This is a genomic window from Bradyrhizobium sp. STM 3557, assembly GCF_045571465.1.
Lineage (GTDB): Bacteria > Pseudomonadota > Alphaproteobacteria > Rhizobiales > Xanthobacteraceae > Bradyrhizobium.
This window is the reverse complement of sequence record NZ_CP120697.1, coordinates 4,385,754-4,407,794: the sequence shown is the minus strand read 5'-3', so window position 1 is coordinate 4,407,794 and position 22,041 is coordinate 4,385,754. Positions and strand designations below refer to the sequence as shown.

At 65.2% G+C, this 22,041-nt stretch carries 21 protein-coding genes and 1 pseudogene; 15 read left to right on the top strand and 7 right to left on the bottom strand.

The genetic code is table 11. From position 1 onward, the window contains the following. Positions 1-119: 119 nt before the first annotated feature. Positions 120-554 (bottom strand): DUF1810 domain-containing protein, encoded by a 435-nt coding sequence (locus tag P6U24_RS20030; RefSeq protein WP_407154245.1) that lies wholly within the window; start codon positions 552-554, stop codon positions 120-122. A 238-nt stretch (positions 555-792) separates the two neighbouring features. Between P6U24_RS20030 and P6U24_RS20025 the strand changes: the two genes are divergently transcribed. Next, positions 793-1,848, top strand: a complete 1,056-nt coding sequence (locus P6U24_RS20025; RefSeq protein ID WP_407154244.1) for a DUF2778 domain-containing protein — start codon at positions 793-795, stop codon at positions 1,846-1,848. 193 nt (positions 1,849-2,041) lie between these two features. After that, on the top strand, positions 2,042-2,299 hold the full coding sequence (locus P6U24_RS20020) for a hypothetical protein (protein WP_407154243.1): 258 nt from the start codon (positions 2,042-2,044) through the stop codon (positions 2,297-2,299). A gap of 1,088 nt (positions 2,300-3,387) precedes the next feature. Here P6U24_RS20020 and P6U24_RS20015 read toward each other — a convergent pair. Continuing rightward, positions 3,388-3,846, bottom strand: coding sequence for a hypothetical protein (locus tag P6U24_RS20015; RefSeq protein ID WP_407154242.1), 459 nt, complete (start codon positions 3,844-3,846; stop codon positions 3,388-3,390). Between the two features lie 386 nt (positions 3,847-4,232). On the opposite strand from P6U24_RS20015, the gene P6U24_RS20010 reads away from it, so the two are divergent. The 3 genes from P6U24_RS20010 (at position 4,233) to P6U24_RS20000 (ending at position 6,482) form a co-directional block, all read left to right on the top strand. Next, positions 4,233-4,514 carry a hypothetical protein gene (locus P6U24_RS20010; protein WP_407154241.1) on the top strand — a complete coding sequence of 94 codons (282 nt, stop codon included), beginning with the start codon at positions 4,233-4,235 and terminating at the stop codon, positions 4,512-4,514. Positions 4,515-4,952: 438 nt separating this feature from the next. Next, entirely contained in the window at positions 4,953-5,543 is a 591-nt protein-coding gene (locus P6U24_RS20005) for an NADPH-dependent FMN reductase (RefSeq protein ID WP_407154240.1), read from the top strand. 207 nt (positions 5,544-5,750) lie between these two features. Next, positions 5,751-6,482: an alpha/beta fold hydrolase gene (locus P6U24_RS20000; RefSeq protein WP_407154239.1), complete on the top strand. Its 732-nt coding sequence runs from the start codon at positions 5,751-5,753 to the stop codon at positions 6,480-6,482. Between the two features lie 18 nt (positions 6,483-6,500). Here P6U24_RS20000 and P6U24_RS19995 read toward each other — a convergent pair whose 3' ends face one another. Together P6U24_RS19995 and P6U24_RS19990 are read right to left on the bottom strand one after the other, a co-directional pair. After that, the gene (locus P6U24_RS19995) at positions 6,501-6,746 is read right to left on the bottom strand and encodes a hypothetical protein (protein WP_407154238.1); all 246 of its coding nucleotides are present in this window, start codon (positions 6,744-6,746) and stop codon (positions 6,501-6,503) included. Between the two features lie 134 nt (positions 6,747-6,880). Next, a pseudogene (locus P6U24_RS19990) lies at positions 6,881-9,190 on the bottom strand (molybdopterin guanine dinucleotide-containing S/N-oxide reductase). 289 nt (positions 9,191-9,479) lie between these two features. Here P6U24_RS19990 and P6U24_RS19985 point away from each other — a divergent pair. The 8 genes from P6U24_RS19985 (at position 9,480) to P6U24_RS19950 (ending at position 19,513) form a co-directional block, all read left to right on the top strand. Beyond that, positions 9,480-10,367, top strand: coding sequence for a LysR substrate-binding domain-containing protein (locus P6U24_RS19985; protein ID WP_407154237.1), 888 nt, complete (start codon positions 9,480-9,482; stop codon positions 10,365-10,367). 249 nt (positions 10,368-10,616) lie between these two features. Then, positions 10,617-11,894 carry a 4-aminobutyrate--2-oxoglutarate transaminase gene (gene gabT, locus P6U24_RS19980; protein ID WP_407154236.1) on the top strand — a complete coding sequence of 426 codons (1,278 nt, stop codon included), beginning with the start codon at positions 10,617-10,619 and terminating at the stop codon, positions 11,892-11,894. Positions 11,895-11,935: 41 nt separating this feature from the next. Next, positions 11,936-13,234 (top strand): ArgE/DapE family deacylase, encoded by a 1,299-nt coding sequence (locus tag P6U24_RS19975; protein WP_407154235.1) that lies wholly within the window; start codon positions 11,936-11,938, stop codon positions 13,232-13,234. 180 nt (positions 13,235-13,414) lie between these two features. Then, the gene (locus tag P6U24_RS19970) at positions 13,415-14,341 is read left to right on the top strand and encodes a 2-hydroxyacid dehydrogenase (protein WP_407160525.1); all 927 of its coding nucleotides are present in this window, start codon (positions 13,415-13,417) and stop codon (positions 14,339-14,341) included. Positions 14,342-14,387: 46 nt separating this feature from the next. Then, on the top strand, positions 14,388-15,977 hold the full coding sequence (locus P6U24_RS19965; protein WP_407154234.1) for an ABC transporter substrate-binding protein: 1,590 nt from the start codon (positions 14,388-14,390) through the stop codon (positions 15,975-15,977). Next, complete coding sequence (locus tag P6U24_RS19960) at positions 15,974-17,011, top strand: ABC transporter permease (protein WP_407154233.1); 1,038 nt, start codon at positions 15,974-15,976, stop codon at positions 17,009-17,011. The genes P6U24_RS19965 and P6U24_RS19960 overlap by 4 nt, the downstream gene beginning before the upstream one ends. A gap of 13 nt (positions 17,012-17,024) precedes the next feature. Beyond that, the gene (locus P6U24_RS19955) at positions 17,025-17,864 is read left to right on the top strand and encodes an ABC transporter permease (protein ID WP_407154232.1); all 840 of its coding nucleotides are present in this window, start codon (positions 17,025-17,027) and stop codon (positions 17,862-17,864) included. Further along, entirely contained in the window at positions 17,861-19,513 is a 1,653-nt protein-coding gene (locus tag P6U24_RS19950; RefSeq protein ID WP_407154231.1) for an ABC transporter ATP-binding protein, read from the top strand. The genes P6U24_RS19955 and P6U24_RS19950 overlap by 4 nt, the downstream gene beginning before the upstream one ends. An 18-nt stretch (positions 19,514-19,531) precedes the next feature. On the opposite strand, the gene P6U24_RS19945 is transcribed toward P6U24_RS19950, so the two are convergent. From P6U24_RS19945 to P6U24_RS19935, 3 genes are all read right to left on the bottom strand, one after another. Then, a complete protein-coding gene (locus tag P6U24_RS19945) occupies positions 19,532-19,864 on the bottom strand; it encodes a hypothetical protein (protein ID WP_407154230.1) in 333 nt (110 codons plus the stop codon). 193 nt (positions 19,865-20,057) lie between these two features. Next, the gene (locus tag P6U24_RS19940) at positions 20,058-20,216 is read right to left on the bottom strand and encodes a hypothetical protein (RefSeq protein WP_407154229.1); all 159 of its coding nucleotides are present in this window, start codon (positions 20,214-20,216) and stop codon (positions 20,058-20,060) included. An 8-nt stretch (positions 20,217-20,224) separates the two neighbouring features. Next, a complete protein-coding gene (locus P6U24_RS19935) occupies positions 20,225-20,458 on the bottom strand; it encodes a DUF6894 family protein (RefSeq protein WP_407154228.1) in 234 nt (77 codons plus the stop codon). A 301-nt stretch (positions 20,459-20,759) separates the two neighbouring features. On the opposite strand from P6U24_RS19935, the gene P6U24_RS19930 reads away from it, so the two are divergent. Together P6U24_RS19930 and P6U24_RS19925 are read left to right on the top strand one after the other, a co-directional pair. Further along, positions 20,760-20,945 (top strand): hypothetical protein, encoded by a 186-nt coding sequence (locus P6U24_RS19930; protein ID WP_407160524.1) that lies wholly within the window; start codon positions 20,760-20,762, stop codon positions 20,943-20,945. Positions 20,946-21,128: 183 nt separating this feature from the next. Continuing rightward, on the top strand, positions 21,129-22,013 hold the full coding sequence (locus P6U24_RS19925; RefSeq protein WP_407154227.1) for a hypothetical protein: 885 nt from the start codon (positions 21,129-21,131) through the stop codon (positions 22,011-22,013). Positions 22,014-22,041 lie beyond the last annotated feature (28 nt).

Genomic DNA, 22,041 nt, shown 5'->3' with positions numbered 1-22,041 from the left:
TGTGTACCGTGACCCTAAAATGCGCGGATTAATCGCGGGTTTATCTGTGCCTATTGCGTAGGCATTTTGCATCATCCCGAAAGATGTCTCTTCTCGCGTGCGTTGTTTTTCGCTCAGGATTAGCCGGCCATGCGCTCCAGAGTTGCGAGTGTCGCCTGATCTTTTTCGCCCGCGTAGTATTTCTCGATTGCTTCCGCGAAGATCGGATTGTCGGAGACGGCATCGAATAAAGTCATCGACGAACGAAACTTGAGATCGTCGGGCGAGCCGAGAATGGCGCGGATGGTCTTGCCGGTGACGCCGAGCACGAGGCGCGTGCATTCGATCAGGCGCGGGCCGAGCACGGGATGGGCGAGATAGGCCTCAGCCTCCGCGCGCGAATCAATCGCGTAGCGCTGCGCCATGACAGAGGAGCCGAGCCCGGTGATTTGCGGAAAGATGAACCACATCCAGTGGCTTTGCTTGGCGCCGGCCGCAAGTTCGGCAATCACGCGCGGGTAGATCGGGGCCTGGGCCTCCACAAAACGGTTCAGATCATGAGCTAGCCTGTTCATGGATGTCTCCAAGTTTTTGATCTGCAAGCCTTTGATTTGAATGGCGTTTGACCAAGCTCCGGCGTGCTTTTCGAGGACGTGGGGCGTCCTGGTTGCAGCTCGGCCGGACAAAACTTGTCTGGGCTTTGTCTAGATTATGCCGCACTCTTGTCCATCCTATGCCACGACGGGTCGAATCTCCCCGCGGGGTCGGACGCCCAGCTTGAGGCGATCCGATGGGGAGTGTATTGGGGTTGCGATGGCTTCCGACGACGTAAGTCTTGAAGTGCTGTTGTCGCGCGGCCGCATCGGACGGTCGGAGGCGATTGCGCTTGTGCTTGCCGCGCTCGCGGTGGCAGCCGGCGCGGCGGCCTGGGTGAGCGCCGACGCGGATCGCGCCCCGCTTGCCGCCGCCGCTTTGCCGGCGCCTCCACCCGCTCCCGCCTCGACATTCGAGTCGCGCTTCGGCTCCGCGCCGTCTGCTACCTATCCCGCGAGCGAGGCCGTGCAGGCCCTCGACCGATTCGCCACCCGTGCGCTTGATCGCCAGCTTCTCGATGCGCGGGCGGCGCTGGTCCGGGGCATGGGCATGCCGGATCCGACATCGCGCGATCTGGGCGCCGGCGATTTCCGGCCGACCTTGGTCGAAGGCACCACGAGCGTGGCAATGCCGGCCCCCGGCGTCCCGCTGCCGCGGCCCCGGCCTGCCGCCGCCAACCTGCCGGCCAGCCTGGTGCCGTCGCTGGCGCAGGTCGATCCGAACGCGCACCCCGACGATCGCTCGCTGCTGCAGAAGCTCTCCGATCTGCTGCCGCATCCGGTCAGGCTGGCTTCGCTGGCGCCGGACGGCGGGGGCATCGTTCGCTCCGGCATCGATCTCGGAGCGCTCGGTTATGACCGGCAGACAGCCGTCTACGACATCACCGCCAAGATGCTCTATCTGCCTTCGGGCATCGGTCTCGAGGCGCATTCCGGCATGGGCGACCTCCGCGATGACCCCGGCCATGTCTCCCAGCGCATGGTCGGCGCGACGCCGCCAGCCACTTATGAGCTGAAGCCGCGCGAAAAGCTGTTCCACGGCGTCCGTGCCCTGCGCATGACAGCGGTCGAGGGCTCGACCCTCGGCCGCGTCGGCCTGCTCACCCACAGCTATATGCTTGGGCCGGACGGCGACTCGAACGGCTGTGTCTCGATCAAGAATTATGATCGGTTCCTCAAGGCCTATGACGATGGCGAGTTCTCCAAGCTCGTGGTCGTGACGAGCCTCCAATCGGCGGTTGCGACCCGGACGGCGCAGAAGTCCCCGGATCAGTGACGTTTCGCCTGCGCCGCAGCGCGGTTTGGCGGTCTTCCGTAGTTCCTCTTCAGGTCCAGCCGGGCCCGCATCTTTCGCGCGCAAATTCAAAAGCGTACACGAATCATATTTGCTAGAGCGGACCATGATTCCGGGCTCCGCGATACGACGGCGAGCTTGAGGAATCCGAGCACTCGTTTCCGGAGCATCTGATATGAGCGACCCCGCAAGCTCTGAGACGCGGTTGCGCACCACGTTCAACATCAAGGTGAACGGCAAGTCGACTGCGATCTCGACCGTGGGGCAGGCCTACCAGTTCTTGTCCAGCCTCAATTCGGTAGAATGGATGGAGTTCAAGTCGCTGCACGATCAGGCGATGGATTCGCTGGAGGCGGCCGCCGACAATGCAATCATGACGATCCAGGCCACCAATGCGGTGCGCACGCTTTTCGTGAGCGCAAAGCTGTTGTGAGGCATGACTCGCTTGTCTCGGGAGGGTATCACGCTCAAGAGGCATATTCCGGTGTCGTCCTCGCGAACGCGAGGACCCATAACCACAGAGCGCAGTTCGTGGCAGGCTCGTCGTTGGCCCTCGCAAAACAATAACTCCCTGTGGTTATGGATCCCGGGTCTGCGCCCGGACAACGCTGGCGCGTTGCCGGGACTTGCCCGGGACGACAGCTGAGCGTGGGGCGCTTGAGTTTCAAACAGCGAGCAATTGCGTTCTCGCGGCACTGAGTGCCCGAGTCATGCTGCTCGAACGAACCCTCCTCAACGAGGAGGGCGCAGGGAATGCCGGGTGCTGGCCGCACCCATGGCCCGCCTGCAACAAAGAAAGCAGGCGGCAGTCACCACAGGTCCAGCCGAACAGCCCGGCATTCCCTGCGCGATGGTCTTAACGCTTATACGCGCTCTCCTCGGGGACCGGCTTGATTGTCCCCGTGTCGCGACAACGCGCGAGGCGCGTTGCGCTGGGCCTCAGCACCGGGAGGCCAGGACCACACGATTTCGCGTACGCATCGACCTCGTTCGTCCGCACGCACAAAGCATGCTGCGAGCCGCTGCGTCCACCGCATCCCCGCCTCGCGTATCGTGACGATCGCGCGCAACGCCCCTCCGTGGTGAGGCGGGATGACGTGAGACAATATCATTTTCCGAAAAAACGAAAGCGATTTATTTTCGTCTGGCCGTCTTGACCCGGGCGAACCAATTGATCGGGCTCGCAAAGTCCGCGTTTCGGCGCAGCCGAAATCGGCCCGTGCCGGTTGCTGAGCGCGAGACGGTGCGGGCTCAGTCGCTCAAATCGTCGGCTTGATTCGCCCGACGGGCAGTCCGGAAGACGGTGTCGTCTCGCCCATAGCCACAGGCGGGCGTGTTGGAGCGAGCTGGAGCTCCAGCCTTCGTCAGATGAGGTTCGGTGGTTAGGGGACCCGGGTCGGCGCGCTGCGCGCTTGCCCGGGACGAGCATCAAGGATTTGCCCAACCGGTCGTCCACGGACTTGTGCCCGGGACGACGGCGGAGCAAGCGCCGGGAGTTAGCCCTGATAGCCGGGCCGGCCGTTATTCGGCTGGCTCGCCTTCGAATTCCATCTCGGTCAGCTCGGTCTCGTCGTGATCGGCATCTTCGAACATGGTCTCTTCAAGATCGGCGTCCTCGAAATCGGCTTCGTCGAAGTCGGACTCGTCGATGTCCTGAATCTCGTGCCCGGCCATCTCCAGCTCGTCGGCTTCGATGTCCTCCGCTTCGAGCGCGGCGGCGACCAGCGCTTCGGCCTCGAGCTGTTCGTCCGCCGGTTCGGGCGCGACGACCGGCTCCGGCTTCACCTGATACCAGGAGAACCGCTTGGCCAGCGACGCTTCGAATGCGCGCGGCTCGAAATCACTGCCGTCACCGTCCACGATGACGACCTGCCAGCCCTCGCTCTGCAACATCAGTGCATTGGCCAGAACGATCAGAGCGCTTTCGCGCTGCTTGCGCACCTTCTGATTGTTCCGCTCTGCGATCATCGTATACGCCATGATCAGCCTCCCTGACGCCACCCCTACACGCGACGAGAGTGGGCGTGGGCCTTGGCCGCAATGCGTTCGGGTCGTGACAATTTGGCGGCGCATGTCGGTTCCCATCGTGGCGCGCAAGATGCACATCGCGGGGGCGTGCTGTTGATGCACTGCGCTGATACATGCGCGGAAGATGCAACAGGCGACAAAATTGTGGTGCACGGGCCAGCCTGAATCTTGAAGGCGCGCATTGACGTGTCATGATTTGATTCTGCTGCGGCAACTGCTTCGCAACGATGAGACGGGACGTGGGGCGTCGTTGTGGGGGCATCGATCAAACAGCTGATCAAATAACAGTCAAACAGTTGGCGACTGAGCAACGACACGCGACTCTTGGGGGCGATGGGATGATGCGAACCGGTGTTTTTACGACACGAAACTTCAATGCGATGCTTGCAGGCGCCGCGCTTCTGACGCTGCTGCCGAGCGCGAGCCACGCCTTCACGGAAGACGATCAGCGCAGGCTGTGCACCGGGGACGTGTTCCGGCTGTGCTCGTCGGAAATCCCGGACCGGGCACGGATCATCGCCTGCATGCACCGGCAGCGCGCGAACCTGAGCGAGGGTTGTCGCAGCGTGTTCGGTAAGCCGACCGAGCGATCCGCCTCCGCCGACGGCTGGTCCCGATGAGTTTCCTTCCAGATCAGGAATGAGACAGGGCCGGAGCGCGGACTGCGTTCCGGCCCCTTTGCCTTTGGCATCGTGTCAGACGGCTTGGGAAAGCCGACCATCCGGAACGCGGCTATTGCGTTACCTCCGTCCAGTCATCCCCTCCGGCCCGTTTTGGTTTCGCCCGGATATCTACGGCCCTGGATGCGCGCGCCGCTGCGGCCGATGCGAATGCGATTCCAGATCGCGCAGCTAAGTCACTCATAACTAATGAGGAAGATCATCGGGAACCGACCCTATCGGGGGGCTTCCATGCGCCCGACTTGACGATGACGCGCGGCGACGACGGCCAGGCCGCGCCGATGATATCGACGTGATCGTCCCGGCGATGCGACATGATCTCCCTTGAGCCGCGGCACATGATGCGGTCAATGTGCGGCGCCGCAATGGGAGACCGTCATGCCCTATCGCATTCTCGTCCTCTACGGGTCCTACCGGTCCGACCGGATGGGCATCCGGCTCGCACAGTTCGTGGTCGACGGCCTCAGCGCCTTGGGGCATGACGTCGAGCTGATCGACGCCAAGGCGGTGGGCCTGCCGATGCTCGACCGCATGTACAAGGAATACAAACCGGGTGAAGCGCCCGCCGTGCTGGAGGAGCTTGCCGGCAAGATCCGCAATGCCGGCGGCTTTGTCTTCGTCACCGGCGAATATAATTGGGGCATCCAGCCGGGGCTGAAGAACCTCACCGATCACTTCCTGGAGGAATGGTTCTGGCGGCCGGCAGCGATCGCCAGCTACTCGGCCGGCCGCTTCTCCGGCGCGCGCGCCGCCACCGCCTGGCACGGCACGTTGTCCGAGATGGGCATGGTGGTGGTGTCGAGCACGATCGCGGCCGGGCCGATCAGCCAGACGCTCTCGGCCGAGGGCCAGCCGATCGGCGAGGCCGGCAAGGCGCTGCAGCGCGCCTTCCCGCGCTTTGCCGAGGACCTGTTGTGGTGGGTCGAGGCGGCCAAGGCGCAGCATGCCCGCAAGAAGCCGCCATATTGAGCGGTGGTCCGCTGGCATCGGCGGCGCGTTTCGCCATCGTCATTGCGAGGCGCGGTAGCGCCGAAGCAATCCAGTCCATTTTATCAGAAGAAGGATCTGGATTGCTTCGCTTCGCTCGCAATGACGGACACATCGGACGACGTCGCTCTATTGTTCGACCCGTCCCTAATTCCCATGTACCCCTGAAAAGGGCAGGGGGGACTTCACATGCCGTTCGCGATGCATCGCGGGCAGCGCATCCACTACACGGTGGACGGCGCAGGGCCGCTCGTTGTTCTCCAGCACGGCGTGCTGCTCGACGGCGAGAGCTGGCGGCGCTGTGGGATCGTCGACGTGCTGGCGCAGGACTTTCGTGTTGCCTGTGTGGATTCACTCGGCCATGGCCAAAGCGACAACCCGTCCGATCCGGCGCTCTACACACAGGAGCAGCGTGCCGGCGACATCGTCGCCGTGATCGATGACCTCGGCTGCGAGCGTGCCCATGTGGTCGGCCATTCCATGGGCGGCTGGCTCGCGGTCGGCGTCGCCAAATATCAGCCGCGCCGGTTGTCGTCGCTGGTGGTGGCCGGCTGGAATCTGGTCAGCGGATTACCACCGGGTGCCAAGGGGCCGATCACTTTCGATGGATTCATGAAATTCGCGCGGGGGACGGCACCGCAGCTCACCGCATGGGTCACGTCACAGAACGAACCGGGGGTCCGTGCCTGCTTCGATGCGCTGGATCAACTCGATGGGGCAGAGCAGGCTGTGCTTGGCCTGGTTTGCCCTGTCATGCTGTGGAACGGCCGCGATGACCCGGCGCATAATCCGATGCAGGCCTTCGCCGAAAAGCGCGGCCTGTCTTATCTGTCGACCGGCGGCGATCATCTCGGGATGTTGTTCAGGCACGGCGGGGAAGGCGGGCAGGGGTTGCGCGCCTTCCTGCATCAGGCGCCGTAAATGGATGGACGAGCCGCCTCAGCGCTGCGGCTGGTCGCTGCCGGCAGCGAGCGACTTGCGCTGGGGCTGTGCCGCGGCGCCATGCTCCTGGCAGGGCAGCGCTGTCCAGGTGCCGTCCGGCGCCTGTTGGTAGGCGTGGCAGGAAGCTGAGCTCGTCTGCTCTTCTGTCGTCTTCTGGTTTTGAGAGTTCTTCGCCAGCGCGGGCGCCGTCGCAGCGACGAGGGCGGCCAGCGAACCGACGAAGATCACCGGTGTGATCCGCATCTTGTTCTCCTGCTCGAATGCTCGAAGCGGGCGGATTTTCAGACCCGGATTATGGAAACTTTGCGGCAAATGCGCCGCATGTTTTCTGGTGTGACTAATAGTTTCTTCGGGTCGCGGGCGGGCCGTTTACGAACTCACGCCGGCTGCGGCGGATCGAAGGCGCGAATCTCGGGCGGGGTGCCGTCGAAGCGCTCGCACTCGACCACGGTGACCTGGCCGCAGCAGCCTTGCGCCAGCTTCGAGGTGCCGATATCGCGCGTCAGCACATTCGGATTGCCGTGGATGCAAGCTGGTTCATCGCCGCCGGCCGGATCGGGATCGTACCAGGCGCCGGTCGAGAGCTGGACCACCCCTGGCATCAACCGGTCGGAGAGGACCGCGCCGGCAAGACAGGCGCCGCGATCGTTGAACAGGCGCACAAGGTCGCCATCCCTGATGCCGCGCGCCGCGGCATCCCCCGGATTGATCCTGACGGGCTCGCGGCCGGCCACCTTGCTGGCCTGGCTGTGATTGCCGAAATCGAGCTGGCTGTGCAACCGCGTCGCCGGCTGGTTGGCGATCAAGGTCAGCGGATGACGCGTGCTCGCCGGCTCGGTACTCGGCATGAAACTCGGATGGCCGGTACAATCGTCATAGCCGAAGCCGGCGATGGTCTCGGAGAAGATCTCGATGCGGCCGCTCGGCGTGGCAAGCCTGTGCCTCTCCGGATCGTCGCGGAAGGCGCGCAGGAAGCCGCCGTCATCGGGACCGGACGGCAGCGGCAGCTCGCCGCGCGCCCAGAACGTCTCGAAATCAGGCGCATCCCAGCCGGCCGCCGCAAGCGCCGCGCGCGTCGGCTCGTAGAGATGAGCCAGCCACTGCCTGACGTCGCGGCCCTCGGTGAAGGGCTCGCCGGCACCCATGCGCGTCGCCAGCGCGGCGAAGATGGCCTAATCGTCGCGCGCTTCGCCGATCGGCTCAGTGACCTTGCGCATCGCCACCAGCAGCGGGTCGGTGGGAGCGGCGCCGATGTCGTCGCGCTCCAACGTCATCGTCGCCGGCAGCACGATGTCGGCGAACTTCGCCATCGGCGTCCAGGCGCTCTCATGCACCACGATGGTCTCGGGCTTCTGGAAGGCGCGCCGCAGCCGATTGATGTCCTGGTGATGGTGGAACGGGTTGCCGCCGGCCCAATAGACCAGCCTGATGTCGGGGTAGCGCCGCCTCTCGCCGTTGTAGTCGAACGGTCCGCCGGGATTGAGCAGCATGTCGGCGACGCGCGCCACCGGAATGAAATCGCTGATGGCGTTCCGCCCTTGCGGGAAAGTGGGGCTCGGCACCGCGTTGAGCCGGCGGCCGGTATGGCCGAGCGCGCCCAGCGCATAATGATAGCCGCCGCCGGGCAGGCCGATCTGGCCGAGCATGGCCGCCAGCACCGCGCCCATCCACACCGGCTGCTCGCCATATTGCGCCCGCTGCAGCGAATGCGACACCGTGATCAAGGTGCGGCCGTGCGGCATGCGCCGGGCGACATCGCGGATCGTATCAGCCGGAATGCCAGTGATCGCGGAGGCCCAATGCGCGTCCTTCGGCGTGCCGTCGTCGTGGCCGAGCAGATAGCGCGCGAAGCGCTCGAAACCGGTGGTGTAGCGGGCGATGAAATCCGCATCGTGCAGGTTCTCGGCGAGCAGGGTGTGCGCAAGGCCGAGCATCAGCGCCACATCGGTGCCGACCTTGAGCGGCAGCCAGGTGGCCGCGGCCTGCTCGGGCAGATCGTCGCGCAGCGGGCTGATGCAATAAAAGCTGGCGCCGCGCGCGGCCGCACGGGCCATCGCGTCGCGCTCGATGTGGCGACTGATGCCGCCCGAGGCCACGTCGGCGTTCTTCACCGCCATGCCGAAGGCGAGCACGAGATCCGAATGTTCGGCGATCTGCTCCCAGGTGACGTTGTGGCGGGAGATGCCTTCGTAATTGCCCATCACATGCGGCAGGATCACCGCCGAGGCGCCAGCGCTGTAGCTGTTGACCGAGCGCACATAGCCGCCGAACGCGATGTTGAGGAAGCGGTGGATCTGGCTCTGCGCATGGTGGAAGCGGCCGGCGCTCGCCCAGCCATAGGAGCCGCCACAGACGGCAGCGGCGCCATGCCGATCGCGCACGCGCGACAGCTCATCGGCGAGGATATCGAGCGCCTCGTCCCAGGGCAGCGCGACGAAGGGGCTGTCGAAGCTGCGCCGATGCCGTGCCGATCCATCGCGCCGGGACTGGTCGAGCCAAGACCTGCGCACCATCGGCCGCAGCACGCGCGCCCGGTGCCTGAGCGCATTTTGGAAATTATCCAGGATCGGCGACGGCGCGGGATCGGCGGCGTGAGGCTTAAGCTCGAGCGCGCTGCCATTCCAGCGCGCGGCGAAGGCGCCCCAATGCGCGCTGTGAGGAATCCAACCACCGCCGTCCTGCGTCATTTCGTCCTTCCATGGTTAACGATCCGCCGAAGTTTGCCGGCATCTCGTCAGCTTGGATTCACTCTCATTCGATCTATTCTGGCATTACGCCGCTGCAGGCGCTAAGAGCATTTCAGCCTTACGCGAAGCAGCACCTTATCATTGCCCGATCGGATGTTCCGGACAAGAATCGGCGCATGTCGGCATGTGTCTGCGGCATGCGTTCATGTTCGTGCCGGAACGTCTCGCTGGCCCGCAAATGGGACGGCCTGTGTGACGGGTAGCCCGTTACGTTCAAGCCAGTGCGAGCATGACCAGACCACGACTGCCTTCTCTCATCGCGTTGCGCGCCTTCGAGGCGGTCGGACGCACGGGCAGCGTGCGCGCGGCCGGCGATGAACTCGCGGTCAGCCATACCGTGGTGTCGCGCCACATGCAGAACCTGCAACGCAGCCTTGGTGTCGCGCTGGTGCGGGCCGAGGGCCGCGGCATCGCCCTGACCAGCGCCGGACAGATGTTCCATGCCCAGGTCACGCAGGCCTTCGACATCATCGCCCGCGCCGTCACGATGATCCGCCCAGCGGCGCGGCCGACCCTGAACATCTGGTGCATCCCCGGCATCGCCAACCGCCGGCTGTTGTCCCGATTACCGGAACTGACCGGCCCGCCGCGCAACTGGGATATCAACCTGCAGCCGACGCTCTCGCATCCGGACCTGCTGCGCGGCGAGGCCGACGCCGAGATCGTCTACGCCGATGCGATCGACATCAAGGGTCCGCTGATGGCGGAAGCGTTGGTGCGGCCGCGGGTGTTCCCGGTGGCAAGCCCCGCTTATTTGGCGCGCCATCCGGCGATTACTAATTTGTCGGAGCTCGCCAAGGCGCAGCTCATTCATGAAGAGTCGACCGAGCAGTGGGAGCGCTGGTTTGCGCTCGCCGGCCACATCGAGCCGGGGCCACTGCGCGGGCAGCGGCTGTGGCACGCCCATCTCGCCATCGAGGCGGCGCGCTATGGACAAGGTGTCGCGCTCGCCAACGAGGTGCTGGTCGGCGACGACCTGCGCAGCGGCGCGCTGGTCGAGGTGATCCCGTCCATGATCTATCTCGAATCATACCAGCTCGTGGCGCTCAGGGAACGCTGGGAAGATCTCGCGATTGTCGCGCTACGGGTGTGGCTGAAGAAGGTGCTCGCGGAGTAAGCGATTTTTCTCGCAGCTCCCGCCAAGCCTTGCGCGCATGGGTGAATGCGCGCCGCGCAATCGCGCGCTGCCGCCGCTTCCTCTCTGGATGCAAACTGGTCAGAACGCTGAGGATATGGACGAGGCTTGCACAGAAGGCAGGCTGCGTCACCGCATTGGTGCACTGGCTGCACCTGTCGCGCCCCGTCAAGCTGATTGATCGCAATTCCTCGCCTCCTACGCTCGCTGCCAAGAGTGTGGAGGGGGCCGATGGCTGCGAACGAGCAATTGCTGGCGCGACGACACCAGGCGGTGGTGCGCGGGGTCAGCCAGGCGACGCCGATCTTCGCCGAGCGCGCGCTCAACAGCGAAGTCTGGGATGTCGAGGGCAGGCGTTATGTCGACTTCGCCGGCGGCATCGCGGTGCTCAACACCGGCCATTGCCATCCGCATGTCGTCGCCGCGATCCGCGCACAGCTCGACCGCTTCACGCATACCTGCTTCCAGGTGCTGCAATATGAGCCTTATGTCGAGCTGACCGAAAGGCTAAACGTGCTGGCGCCGATTGCAGGTCCGGCCAAGTCGATCCTGCTCACGACCGGCGCGGAAGCGACCGAGAACGCGATCAAGATCGCGCGCGCCGCGACCGGGCGCAGCGGCATCATCGCCTTCACCGGCGCGTTCCACGGCCGCACGGCGCTCGCCAGCGCGATGACCGGCAAGACGTCGCCTTACAAGAAGAGTTTCGGCCCGCCGCTGCCCGGTGTCTGGCACGCGCCGTTCCCGGTGGCGGGCAGCGGCGTGTCGGTCGAGGACACGCTGAGCTACATCAATTTCATCTTCAAGGCCGACATCGACGCAGCCCAAGTGGCCGCCATCATCATCGAGCCGGTGCAGGGCGAGGGTGGTTTCCATCCGGCGCCGCCGGAGCTAATGGAAGGCCTGCGCCGGATCTGCGACACATACGGCATCGTGCTGATCGCCGACGAGGTGCAGACCGGTTTCGGCCGCACCGGCAAGATGTTCGCGATGGAGCATTACGACGTGCAGGCCGACGTGATCTGCGTCGCCAAGAGTCTCGCCGGCGGCATGCCGCTGTCGGGCGTGATCGGCTGCGCCACGATCATGGATGCGGCGGAGCCCGGCGGGCTCGGCGGCACCTATGGCGGCAATCCCTTGTCCTGCGCCGCGGCGCTCGCCGTGCTCGACGTGTTCGAGAAGGAGAAACTGGTCGACCGCGCCAATGCGATCGGAGACCACTTGCGCGCGGCCATCGAGCGCTTCTCCCGCGCCAATCATCTGGTGCCGATCTCGGCGCCGCGCGGTCCCGGCGCCATGGTCGCCTTTGACATCGTCAAGCAGCGCGGCAGCGACGAGCCTGACGCGGAGATGACCAAACGCGTCACCCAGCTTGCGCATGAGAACGGCCTGATCCTGTTGTCCTGCGGCGTCACCGCGAGCACGATCCGGATTCTGGTGCCGCTGACGGCATCGGACGCGATCCTCGACGAGGGGCTCGCGATCCTGGAGAAGTGCCTGGCCGCGTGAGACGCGGCCATTCCGCTGAACTGAAATTTGAGGTGAGACGCGTGGCTGAGACGATGGCGGCAGTGCCGAACGACGTGATGGAGCGGCTTCGCGCCGCCATCGACGACAACTTCAACGACCAGGTCGCATTCCTGCAGAAGATGGTGCAGTTCCGCAGCCTGCGCGGCGAGGAAGAGCCGCTGCAGCAGTGGCTTGCCGCGCAGTTCGAGAAGCGCGGCTATAAGGTCGATCAGTTCAGCCTCGCCGACGTCGACCTGATGAGCCACCCGAAGGCGGCGCCGATGGATACCATCCCGCTGGAAGGCTCCAGGCAAGTGGTGGCGACGCTCGACGGGGGCGGCAAGGGCCGCAGCCTGATCCTGCAGGGCCATGTCGACGTGGTGCCGGAAGGCCCTGTTGATCTCTGGGCCGATGCGCCGTTCGAGGCCATCGTGCGCGACGGCTGGATGATCGGCCGCGGCGCGCAGGACATGAAGGCCGGCGTCTCGGCGATGATCTTCGCGCTGGATGCCATTAAGAGAGCGGGCTTTGCGCCCGACGGCCGCATCCATCTGGAGACGGTCACGGAAGAGGAAAGCACCGGCAACGGCGCGCTCTCGACTCTCATGCGTGGCTACACCGCGGATGCCTGTTTGATTCCTGAGCCGACCGGCCACACGTTGAGCCGCGCACAGGTCGGCGCGATCTGGTTCCGGTTGCGCGTGCGCGGCACGCCGGTGCATGTCGCCTACTCGGAGACTGGCACCAGCGCCATCCTCTCGGCGATGCATCTGGTGCGCGCGTTCCAGGATTACACCGCGGAGCTCAACGCCAGGGCCATTTCGAACAAATGGTTCGGCGCTATCAAGAACCCGATCAAGTTCAACGTCGGCATCATCAAGGGCGGCGATTGGGCAAGCTCGACGCCGGCCTGGTGCGAGGTCGACTGCCGGCTCGGTCTGTTGCCTGGCTCGACCCCGGCGGAGGCGATGAAGGGCATCGAGCAGTGCCTGGCGGACGCGCAGAAGAATGACAGCTTCCTGTCGAGCAATCCGGCCGAGCTGATCTGGAGCGGTTTCCAGGCCGATCCATCCGTCTGTGAGCCCGGCAGCGCGGCGGAAGCGGCGCTCGCCGCCATCCATGAACGCGTGTTCGAAAAGCCGCTGGAAGACCGCATGTCGACCGCGGTCAACGACACCCGCTACTACGCCGTCGATTACGGCATTCCGGCGCTGTGCTACGGCCCTTACGGCGTCGGCCCGCATGCCTTCGACGAGCGCGTCGATCTCGACAGCGTACGCAAGACGACCTTGAGCATCGCTCTGTTCGTCGCGCAATGGTGCGGCCTGAAGGCGCTGTGATGTCGGCATCGTCTGCGGCCCGATCGACATTGGCATTCCGCTTGCAACAGGTACGCAGTGGCCAACAAGTGCGCGGTGGCCAACAGGTGCGCGGTGGCCAACAGGTGCGCGGTGGCCTGTCCCGATCGCGAGGTGATCAATCCGCGGGCCGACGGCAGCGAGGTATATGACGGGCGCGACATGATCAGTATCGCTTTTCTCACCACGCCGGGCGTGATGGGACCGCTCGTTGATCCGTTGCAAGATGAATTGCCGGGTGTGACGCTGACGTCCTGGCCGCAGCCTGAGGCGCGCGAGGCCGACATCGCCGTGTGCTGGAAGCCGCCCGCCGGCGCGCTCGCTGCGATGCCAAATCTGAAGCTGATCCATTCGATCGCGGCCGGCGTCGACAACATCCTCTGCGATCCGACGGTGCCGGATCATCCGGTCTGTCGCATCGTCGATCCCGATCTGACCGCAGGAATGACCGAGTTCGTGCTGTGGGGCACGCTGTATTTCCATCGCGACTTCGACCGCGTCATCGGCAATGCCCGCGAGAGCATCTGGCGTCGTTATGAGCAGCGTGCACCGTTCGAGACGCGGGTCGGCATTCTCGGCCTCGGCGCGCTCGGCAGCGATGCAGCGACGCGGCTTGTCGATCTCGGCTTTACCGTCAGCGCCTGGTCGCGCTCGCCGAAATCGCTGCCGGGCGTCACGGTGTTCAGCGGCGAGGATGCGCTCGATCCGTTCCTGGCCGAGGTTGACGTCCTGGTTTCACTGCTGCCGCTGACGCCGTCAACGATCGGCATTCTCAATGCCGAGCGGCTGGCGCGCCTGCCGAAGGGCGCGGCCCTGATCCTGTGCAGCCGCGGCGAGCATCTCGTCGCCGACGATCTCGTCGCGCTGCTGCGTCAGGGGCATCTGCGCGGCGCCATCCTCGACGTGTTCGAGCGCGAGCCGTTGCCGTCGGATCATCCGCTGTGGCGCGAGCCGGGCGTGCTGGTCACGCCGCATATGGCGACGATCGCGACCCCGCGCGTGATCGCGCAGCAGATCGCGGAGAACGTCAGGCGCATGCAGCGCGGCGCGCCGCTGCTCAATCAGGTCGATCGTATCAGGGGCTACTGACCGATGCGCTGTTATTGGAAGTAGTTTTTTCGGAAGCGAGGATGGCATGAATAGACGCGAATTCACCAAGCTCGGCCTGGCTGCTGGCGCCGTCGGCATCGGCGGCTTTCCGCTCGGCATCGTCAGGGCGGCCGGCCAGACCAAGGGCGGCACGCTGAACACCATCATCCAGCCCGAGCCGCCGATCCTGGTGACCGCGCTGAACCAGCAGCAGCCGACATTGACGCTCGGCGGCAAGATCTATGAGAGCCTGCTGCGCTACGATTTCGACCTGAAGCCGATGCCGGGCCTGGCGCAGTCCTGGGAGGTTTCCGAGGATCGCAAGACCTATACGTTCAAGCTGTATCCGAACATCACCTTTCACGACGGCCATCCCCTGACGGCGGAGGACGTTGTCTTCTCCTGCACCAAGGTGCTTATGGAGACGCACCCGCGCGCCCGCGTCACCTTTGCGCGGCTGGAGAGCGCGGAGGCGCCGGATCCGCTCACCGTCGTGTTCAAGCTGAAGGCGCCGTTCGCGCCGTTTCTTGGCTCGTTCGACTGCACTACCGCGCCGATCGTGCCGAAGCACATCTATGAGAACACGGATTATCGAAAGAACCCGGCCAACGACAAGGCGATCGGATCAGGTCCGTTCAAGCTGAAGGAATGGGTGCGCGGCTCGCACGTCCACCTTGTCAGGCACGAGGGCTATTATCGTCCCGGCGAGCCGCATCTCGACGAGATCATCTATCGCGTGATTCCGGACGCGGCATCGCGCTCGGTCGCGCTGGAGCAGGGCACTGTGCAGCTCACGCAATGGAGCGACGTCGAGCCGTTCGACGTGGCGCGGCTGTCGGCGCTGCCGAACCTCACCATGACCACGAAAGGCTACGAGTTCTTCGCACCGCATTCGTGGATCGAGCTGAACAACCGCGTCGCGCCGCTCAACGACAAGCGTTTCCGCCAGGCGCTGATGTATGCGCTCGATCGTCCGACCATGCTCAAGCGCATCTATTTCGGCCTCGGCAAGGTAGCGACCGGCCCGGTCTCGTCCAAGACCCGGTTCTACGAGAAGAACGTCAGGCAGTACGAATTCTCGATCGACAAGGCGAAGGCGCTGCTCGACGAGATGGGGCTGAAGCCCGGGCCGGACGGCAAGCGCGTCTCGATCCCCTATCTGGTGCCACCCTATGGCGAGACCTATACACGGGCGGCCGAATTCATTCGCCAGTCCTTTGCCAAGATCGGCGTCGACGTCCAGTTGCAGAACACCGACATGGCCGGCTGGGCGGAGAAGGTCGGCAACTGGGACTACACCATGACGGCGAACCTCGTCTATCAGTTCGGCGACCCGGCGCTGGGCGTTGCCCGCACCTACATCTCCTCCAACATCAAGAAGGGCATCCTGTTCTCCAACACCGAGGGTTACTCCAACCCGGAGGTCGACCGGTTGTTCGAGGAGGCCGCGGTGGCGCCGACCGATGAGAAGCGCCAGGAGCTCTACAGCCAGGTGCAGAAGATCCTGGTCGAAGATGTTCCGGTGCTGTGGACGTTCGAGGCCGACTATCCGAACATCATGGACAAGAGACTCAAGAACGTGATCACGACGGCGGTCGGCGTGCACGAGACCTTCGGAGCGGTGACCCTGGGATGAGCGAGGTCGCTGCATCGGAGGGGCAAGGGGATCGGGCTGGCGGCCGCGTTGTCGCAGCCGGCCTTGCGGTCCTTGGCTGGCTGGTCAAGTTCGTGATGGTGGTGGTGGTCATCGCCACCGTCAACTTCATGCTGGTGCATGCGGCGCCGGGCGACCCCGCGCAGGTCATGGCGGGACAGAGCGGCGCCGCCGACGAGAAGCTGCTGGCCCAGCTCCGCGCCGATTACGGTCTCGACAAGTCTTATCCGATCCAGCTCGCCAATTATCTCGGCCGCGTGCTGACGCTCGATCTCGGTTACTCCTACCGCCAGCAGCGGCCGGTGCGGGACCTGATCCTCGAGCGCCTGCCCGCGACCTTGCTCTTGACAGCGACCGCCTTCATCGCGGCCCTCACCATCGGCGTGATGCTCGGCCTGTTCGCCGGCGTCAGGGCAGGTCGATGGTCCGATACGTTCATCACCATTCTGTCGCTGCTGATGTATGCGACCCCGGTGTTCTGGCTTGGCCTGATGCTGGTCCTGTTGTTCTCGGTCAAGCTCGATTGGCTGCCGGCATTCGGCTACGTCACGATCGGCGTCGAGATGAACCCGCTGCAGCGGATCGGCGATGTCGCCGCGCATCTCGTGCTGCCGGCAACGTCGCTCGCCGCCATTTATCTTGCGATCTACGCGCGGCTGACGCGCGCCTCGGTCATCGAGGTGATGCATCAGGACTTCATCAAGACGGCGCGCGCCAAAGGCCTGACGCAGGGCCGCATCGTTGCCCGCCACATCCTGCGCAACGCGATCCTGCCCGTGGTCACCGTGGCCGGCATGCAGGCCGGCGCGCTGGTCGGCGGCGCGGTCGTGATCGAGACGGTGTTTGCCTGGCCGGGTCTCGGCCGGCTGATCTACGACGCGCTGCTGCAGCGCGACTATCCCGTCATGCTCGGCATCTTCCTGGTGATGTCGGTGATCGTGATCATGCTCAATCTGCTGACGGACGCGATCTATCGAGTGATCGATCCGCGCGTGTCGATGCGCACGGCATCGTAAGGGAGAGCAGCTGATGCTTCGGATCAAAGCTTTCCTGCGCCATCCGACCGGCATGATCGGGCTGGTGATCCTGTTCGGCGTCGTCATCCTCGCAGGCCTCGCACCGACGCTGTTTCCCGACGATCCCTGGGACATGGTCGGCGCGCCGTTCCAGCCGCCGTTCAGCGACGGGCTGCTGCTCGGCTCCGACACGCTGGGCCGCGACGTTGCGGCTGGGATCGCCTATGGCGCGCGGGTGTCGCTGATGATCGGCATCACGGCGACGGCCGCCGCCGTGCTGATCGGTGTCGTGATCGGCGCGGTCGCCGGTTATTTCGGCGATAGGGTCGATGAAGCCATGATGCGGCTGACCGAGCTATTCCAGACCATACCCGGCTTCATCCTGGCGATCCTTCTGGTCGCGACATTGGGTCCGACGCTCGGCCATGTCGTGCTGGCGATCGCTGCGGTGAGCTGGCCGCCGGTGGCGCGGCTGACGCGGGCCGAGTTCCTGCGCCTGCGCGGCCGCGAATTTGTCCAGGCCGCGGTGTGCCAGGGACAGCCGCCGCTGGTCGTGGTGCTCAGACACATTCTGCCCAACGCGCTCTCGCCCATCATCGTCACGGGATCACTGACGATCGCGACCTCGATCCTCCTGGAAAGCGCCCTCAGCTTCATGGGGCTCGGCGACCCCAACCTGATGTCTTGGGGCTTCATGATCGGCGCCTCCCGCACCGTCATCCGCCAGGCCTGGTGGATGAGCGTGTTTCCCGGCGTCGCCATCCTGCTCACCGTGCTCGCGATCAACCTGGTCGGCGAGGGGCTGAACGACATTTTGAACCCGCGCATTGCGCGCAAGGTGCGCGCCGCATGACCGAGACGCTGCTCCGAATCGAAGATCTCTCGGTGGCGCTGCCGCGCGGCGGCGACCGCGCGCTTGCGGTCGAGAATGTCTCGTTGCAAGTCGGCCGCAACGAGATCGTCTGCTTGGTCGGCGAGTCCGGCTCCGGCAAATCCGTCACCGCCCATGCGATCCTGAAACTGCTGCCGCCGGAGGTCGAGTTGGCCTCGGGCGCGATCCGCTTCGGCGCGACCGATATCGCAGCCGCCGATGAGGCGGCGATGCGCAACTTACGTGGCGGCGCGATCGCGATGATCTTCCAGGAGCCGCTGTCGGCGCTCAATCCGCTGGCGCGGGTTGGCGACCAGATTGCCGAGGTCATTCTCACCCATGCGAGTCCGAAGCCTCAGCGCGCCCAGCTGGATGCGCGGGTGCAGGAACTGATCGCAGCGGTAGGCCTGCCTGACCCAGCGACGCTCGCCCGCGCTTATCCGTTCCAGCTCTCCGGCGGCCAGCGCCAGCGCGTCATGATCGCGATGGCGATGGCGAACAATCCGGCGCTGCTGCTCGCGGATGAGCCGACCACCGCACTCGACGTCACCACGCAGAAGCAGATTCTGCTTCTGATCCGCAAGCTGCAGGCCGAGCGCGGCATGGGCGTGTTGTTCATCACCCACGATTTCGGCGTCGTTGCCGATATTGCCGACAGGGTCGTGGTGATGCGTCACGGCAAGGTGGTGGAGCAGGGCAGCGCCACCGAGGTGCTGCGCGCGCCGAAGGATGACTACACCAGGGCGCTGATCGCGGCGGTGCCGGGCAAGCGTTCCGCCTCGGCGGTCGCCCGGCGACTTGACGGCGAGCCGCTGCTCGACGCGCGCGATCTCAACAAGACCTTCGTCACCAGGCAGGGATTGTTGCGCCCGGCGCGCCGCGTGCCGGCAGTGCGCGATATCGCGCTGTCGCTGCGGCCGCGCGAGACGGTCGCGGTGGTCGGCGAATCCGGCTCCGGCAAGTCGACATTGGGCCGCATCATCATGCGATTGATCGAGCCGGATGCCGGCGCGGTCGCTTTCGGCGGCGAGGATTTCCTCAAGCTGCGCGGCGCGCAGCTGCGCGCGATGCGCCGCAAGGTGCAGATCGTGTTCCAGGACCCGTTCGCCGCGCTCGATCCGCGCCAGAAGGTCGGGGCTGCAATTTCAGCCGGTCCGATCGCCTACGGCACGCCGGCTGCGGAGGCTATTGACGAGACCAAGCGCCTCCTGGAGCGGGTCGGGCTGAAGGCTTCGGCCTTCGACCGCTATCCGCACGAATTTTCCGGCGGCCAGCGCCAGCGCATCTGCATCGCACGCGCGCTGGCGTTGAAGCCGATGGTGCTGGTGGCGGACGAGGCGGTCTCCGCGCTCGACGTCTCGGTGCAGGCGACGATCCTGGAGCTGCTTGCCGAACTACGCGAGGAGATGAATCTCGCGATGCTGTTCATCACCCACGACCTGCGCGTCGCGGCCGAGATTGCCGACCGCATCATCGTGATGCAGCGTGGGCAGATCGTTGAGCAGGGCGAGACCGGATCGGTGTTCCGCAGCCCCCAGCACGCCTATACGCGCGCGCTGCTCGATGCGGTGCCGGGCCGCAGCCTGTTCGCAGGCCCCGGCGAGGCGCCCGCGATCAGCGCCATCGCCTGAGCAAACCTCAAGAGGCGGCTATTCCAGCGTCTGCACCGGCGGTGCCGCAGGAGCCGGCGGTATGGCTGCGGTGGCCGATCGGGGCGTCGGCAGCGGGACTTCGGCGTGCGCCTCGCGGGCAGGTTGGCGCACCTGACGCGCCGTGCGCGAGCGACGGAAGCCCCAGGATCGTGCGATCGAAGGACCCGCGGTGTAGCCGACGACGGCACCGGCGACAGCGCCCACGGGGCCGAACACGACCGCGCCGGAGAGGGCGCCGAGTGCGGCATCGCCGCCGCGATGCTCATCCGCGACAGCCGCCTGCGACAGCAATGTCAGCGCGACCGCAGTGATGGCCATGGTCCTGATCATGAGAGCTCTCTCCGTCCTTAATCATGACCAGCCATACGCAACAATATGGCGAGAAGAATGCAGCTCACTGCGCTCGCACAGGTTCCGTGGCAGCTTCAATTCAAAGCCGGCCCCGTCGTCAAAGGTACGCTGGTGCGTCCTGGTTTCCGAAGTTCGCAGACGAACTGCGCGACATGACATTGGAAACGGGGCACTAGGTCATGTGCAGCCCGTTCTTGGCATGCCACTTCGGCCCAGGGCCGCGCATGTAGTGCTTTTCGGGACGGTAGGGATCACGGATCATCGTTGCCAGGCGCTGCCAACGTTCGGCAAGCGCATCCAGGCGATGGCGAACGGCGCAGCGGATCGACATCGCCGGCCTCACTGCATCGGACCCAGATGATCGGCGAACGACAGGGCGAAGATCTCCTCGCCGAGATCGTCGGCGATGTGCAGCACCCATTCGCGCCAGTCATCTGCTGTCCCGGCGCTGATCAGCGACTGCATGACGCGCGCGGCATGATCGCGCGCCTCGGAAAGGTCCAGGACCGCGGCGCCGCGACGGTCGATCAGGACCTCGTCGGCGCTGGAGCAATGGAAATAGACCTGGGTCATCTTCCGTCTCCTGTTCACAAGCAGGCGATTCGCATCCAGGCATAACAGTGGCAAAGCGCAGGTGAAATTAGGATGAACGCGGCGTCGTAGTACTACGGACGTCAAATCCAGGGTGACCGGCCTCACACAGGAACCGCAACCGGTGCAGAACCGCGAAACGATCGGTTGGACGGAACGGGCGCTGACGCTTGGCCGTTGCAAGGAGGTCCGCCGCCAGTGCCGCGAACAGACCTCAAGTCGTCGCATCGTCCTGGCGATGGGGACGCGCCCACCATCCGAACCCTCTCGGGAGAGCGACATGATGATGTCCGAAACCCAGATTCACACCGTCGCGCGCCAGATGCTTGAGAAGCACGGTCCCAGCGCCATCGCACAGGCGGCGCAGAAGGCGCAGGCCTGCGAAAGCCAGGGTGAGGCCGAGGAGGCCAAGGAGTGGCGCCACATCGCAGACGCGATGAAGATGATGCGCGGCCCGCACCAGAGCTGACGCTGGCCCCCATCTGAAGGTCCGAACCGCGTGGCCTGCCATGCGGGAGGGGGGTTTTGTTCAGCCAGCGGGGGACAACCCGCCGCCTATACCCATATCCTAGTTTCCGACCCAATTGTCCCGCATGACTCTGTTGACATGATTCGGCCGCGGATTCGCCGTGTGTCGGCAGGGGATAGTGCCATGGCCTTTTTCAAGCGCGAGCTCAGCCCGGTCGCGATCTTCGAACGTGCGCTGAAGGACAAGCAGGCAACGCGACGAAAGCTCGATGAGCGCCTGGTCGTGGCCGAGAAGGCGCTGGACGAACAGCGAATGTTGGCCGAGACGCTGGCGAAGGCCGGCGCCAGCAATGCGCAGCTCGACCGCGCCGAGGCCAAGATGCGGGTGGTCGAGGACAAGGCCAAGACGCTGCGAGCGGCCGTCGCAGAATGCGACGAGCAGATCGTGCTGGCCGAGCGCGCGCTCGGCGAGGCCGTGGCGCAGCGCGATCGCGACAAGGCGGCGAACGAGATCGAGGCCGTGGCAGCGGCGATCGAGCAGGCGGTGCCGCGCTTCGAAATCGGCGCGGCCGCCCTGGTCGATGCGGTGACACGCAGCAAGCCTGTGATGTCGGAGGCAACGCGTTTCGGTGCTGATGTCGACGAGATCCGGCGCGAGGTGCTCGCGATGGCCGAGCTGATCTGCTGGGAATTGCGCTCGGCGGCGGTCCGTACCCGCGCCGGCAACGCCAACATCGCGCTGCTGGCGCCGCCCGAGATCAGGCAGCTTCCACCGCCCGAGTCCGACCGGCAGATGGTCTACACGCTCAGTCCGCTGACCTGGCGCGAAGGCGAGGAGCCCAAGCGGGCAGCGGCCTTCACCATGGTTGCGCTGCCGAAAGGCTTGTTGCCGGCTGCACTGCAGCACCAGCATGTCGACTACCTCAATGCAAGGCGCGTGCAGACCCTGATGCATGTCCATGGCAGCGGTCAGCTTCAGGTCGAGCCCGGCGCGGACGATCCTGCACTGGTCGATCTCGACGCGCTGGCGTCGGAGGCCCAGGCAAGTCCGCAGGCCGATGTCGCCTGAGCCACTGGCCGGCTGCCGGCACCGACCA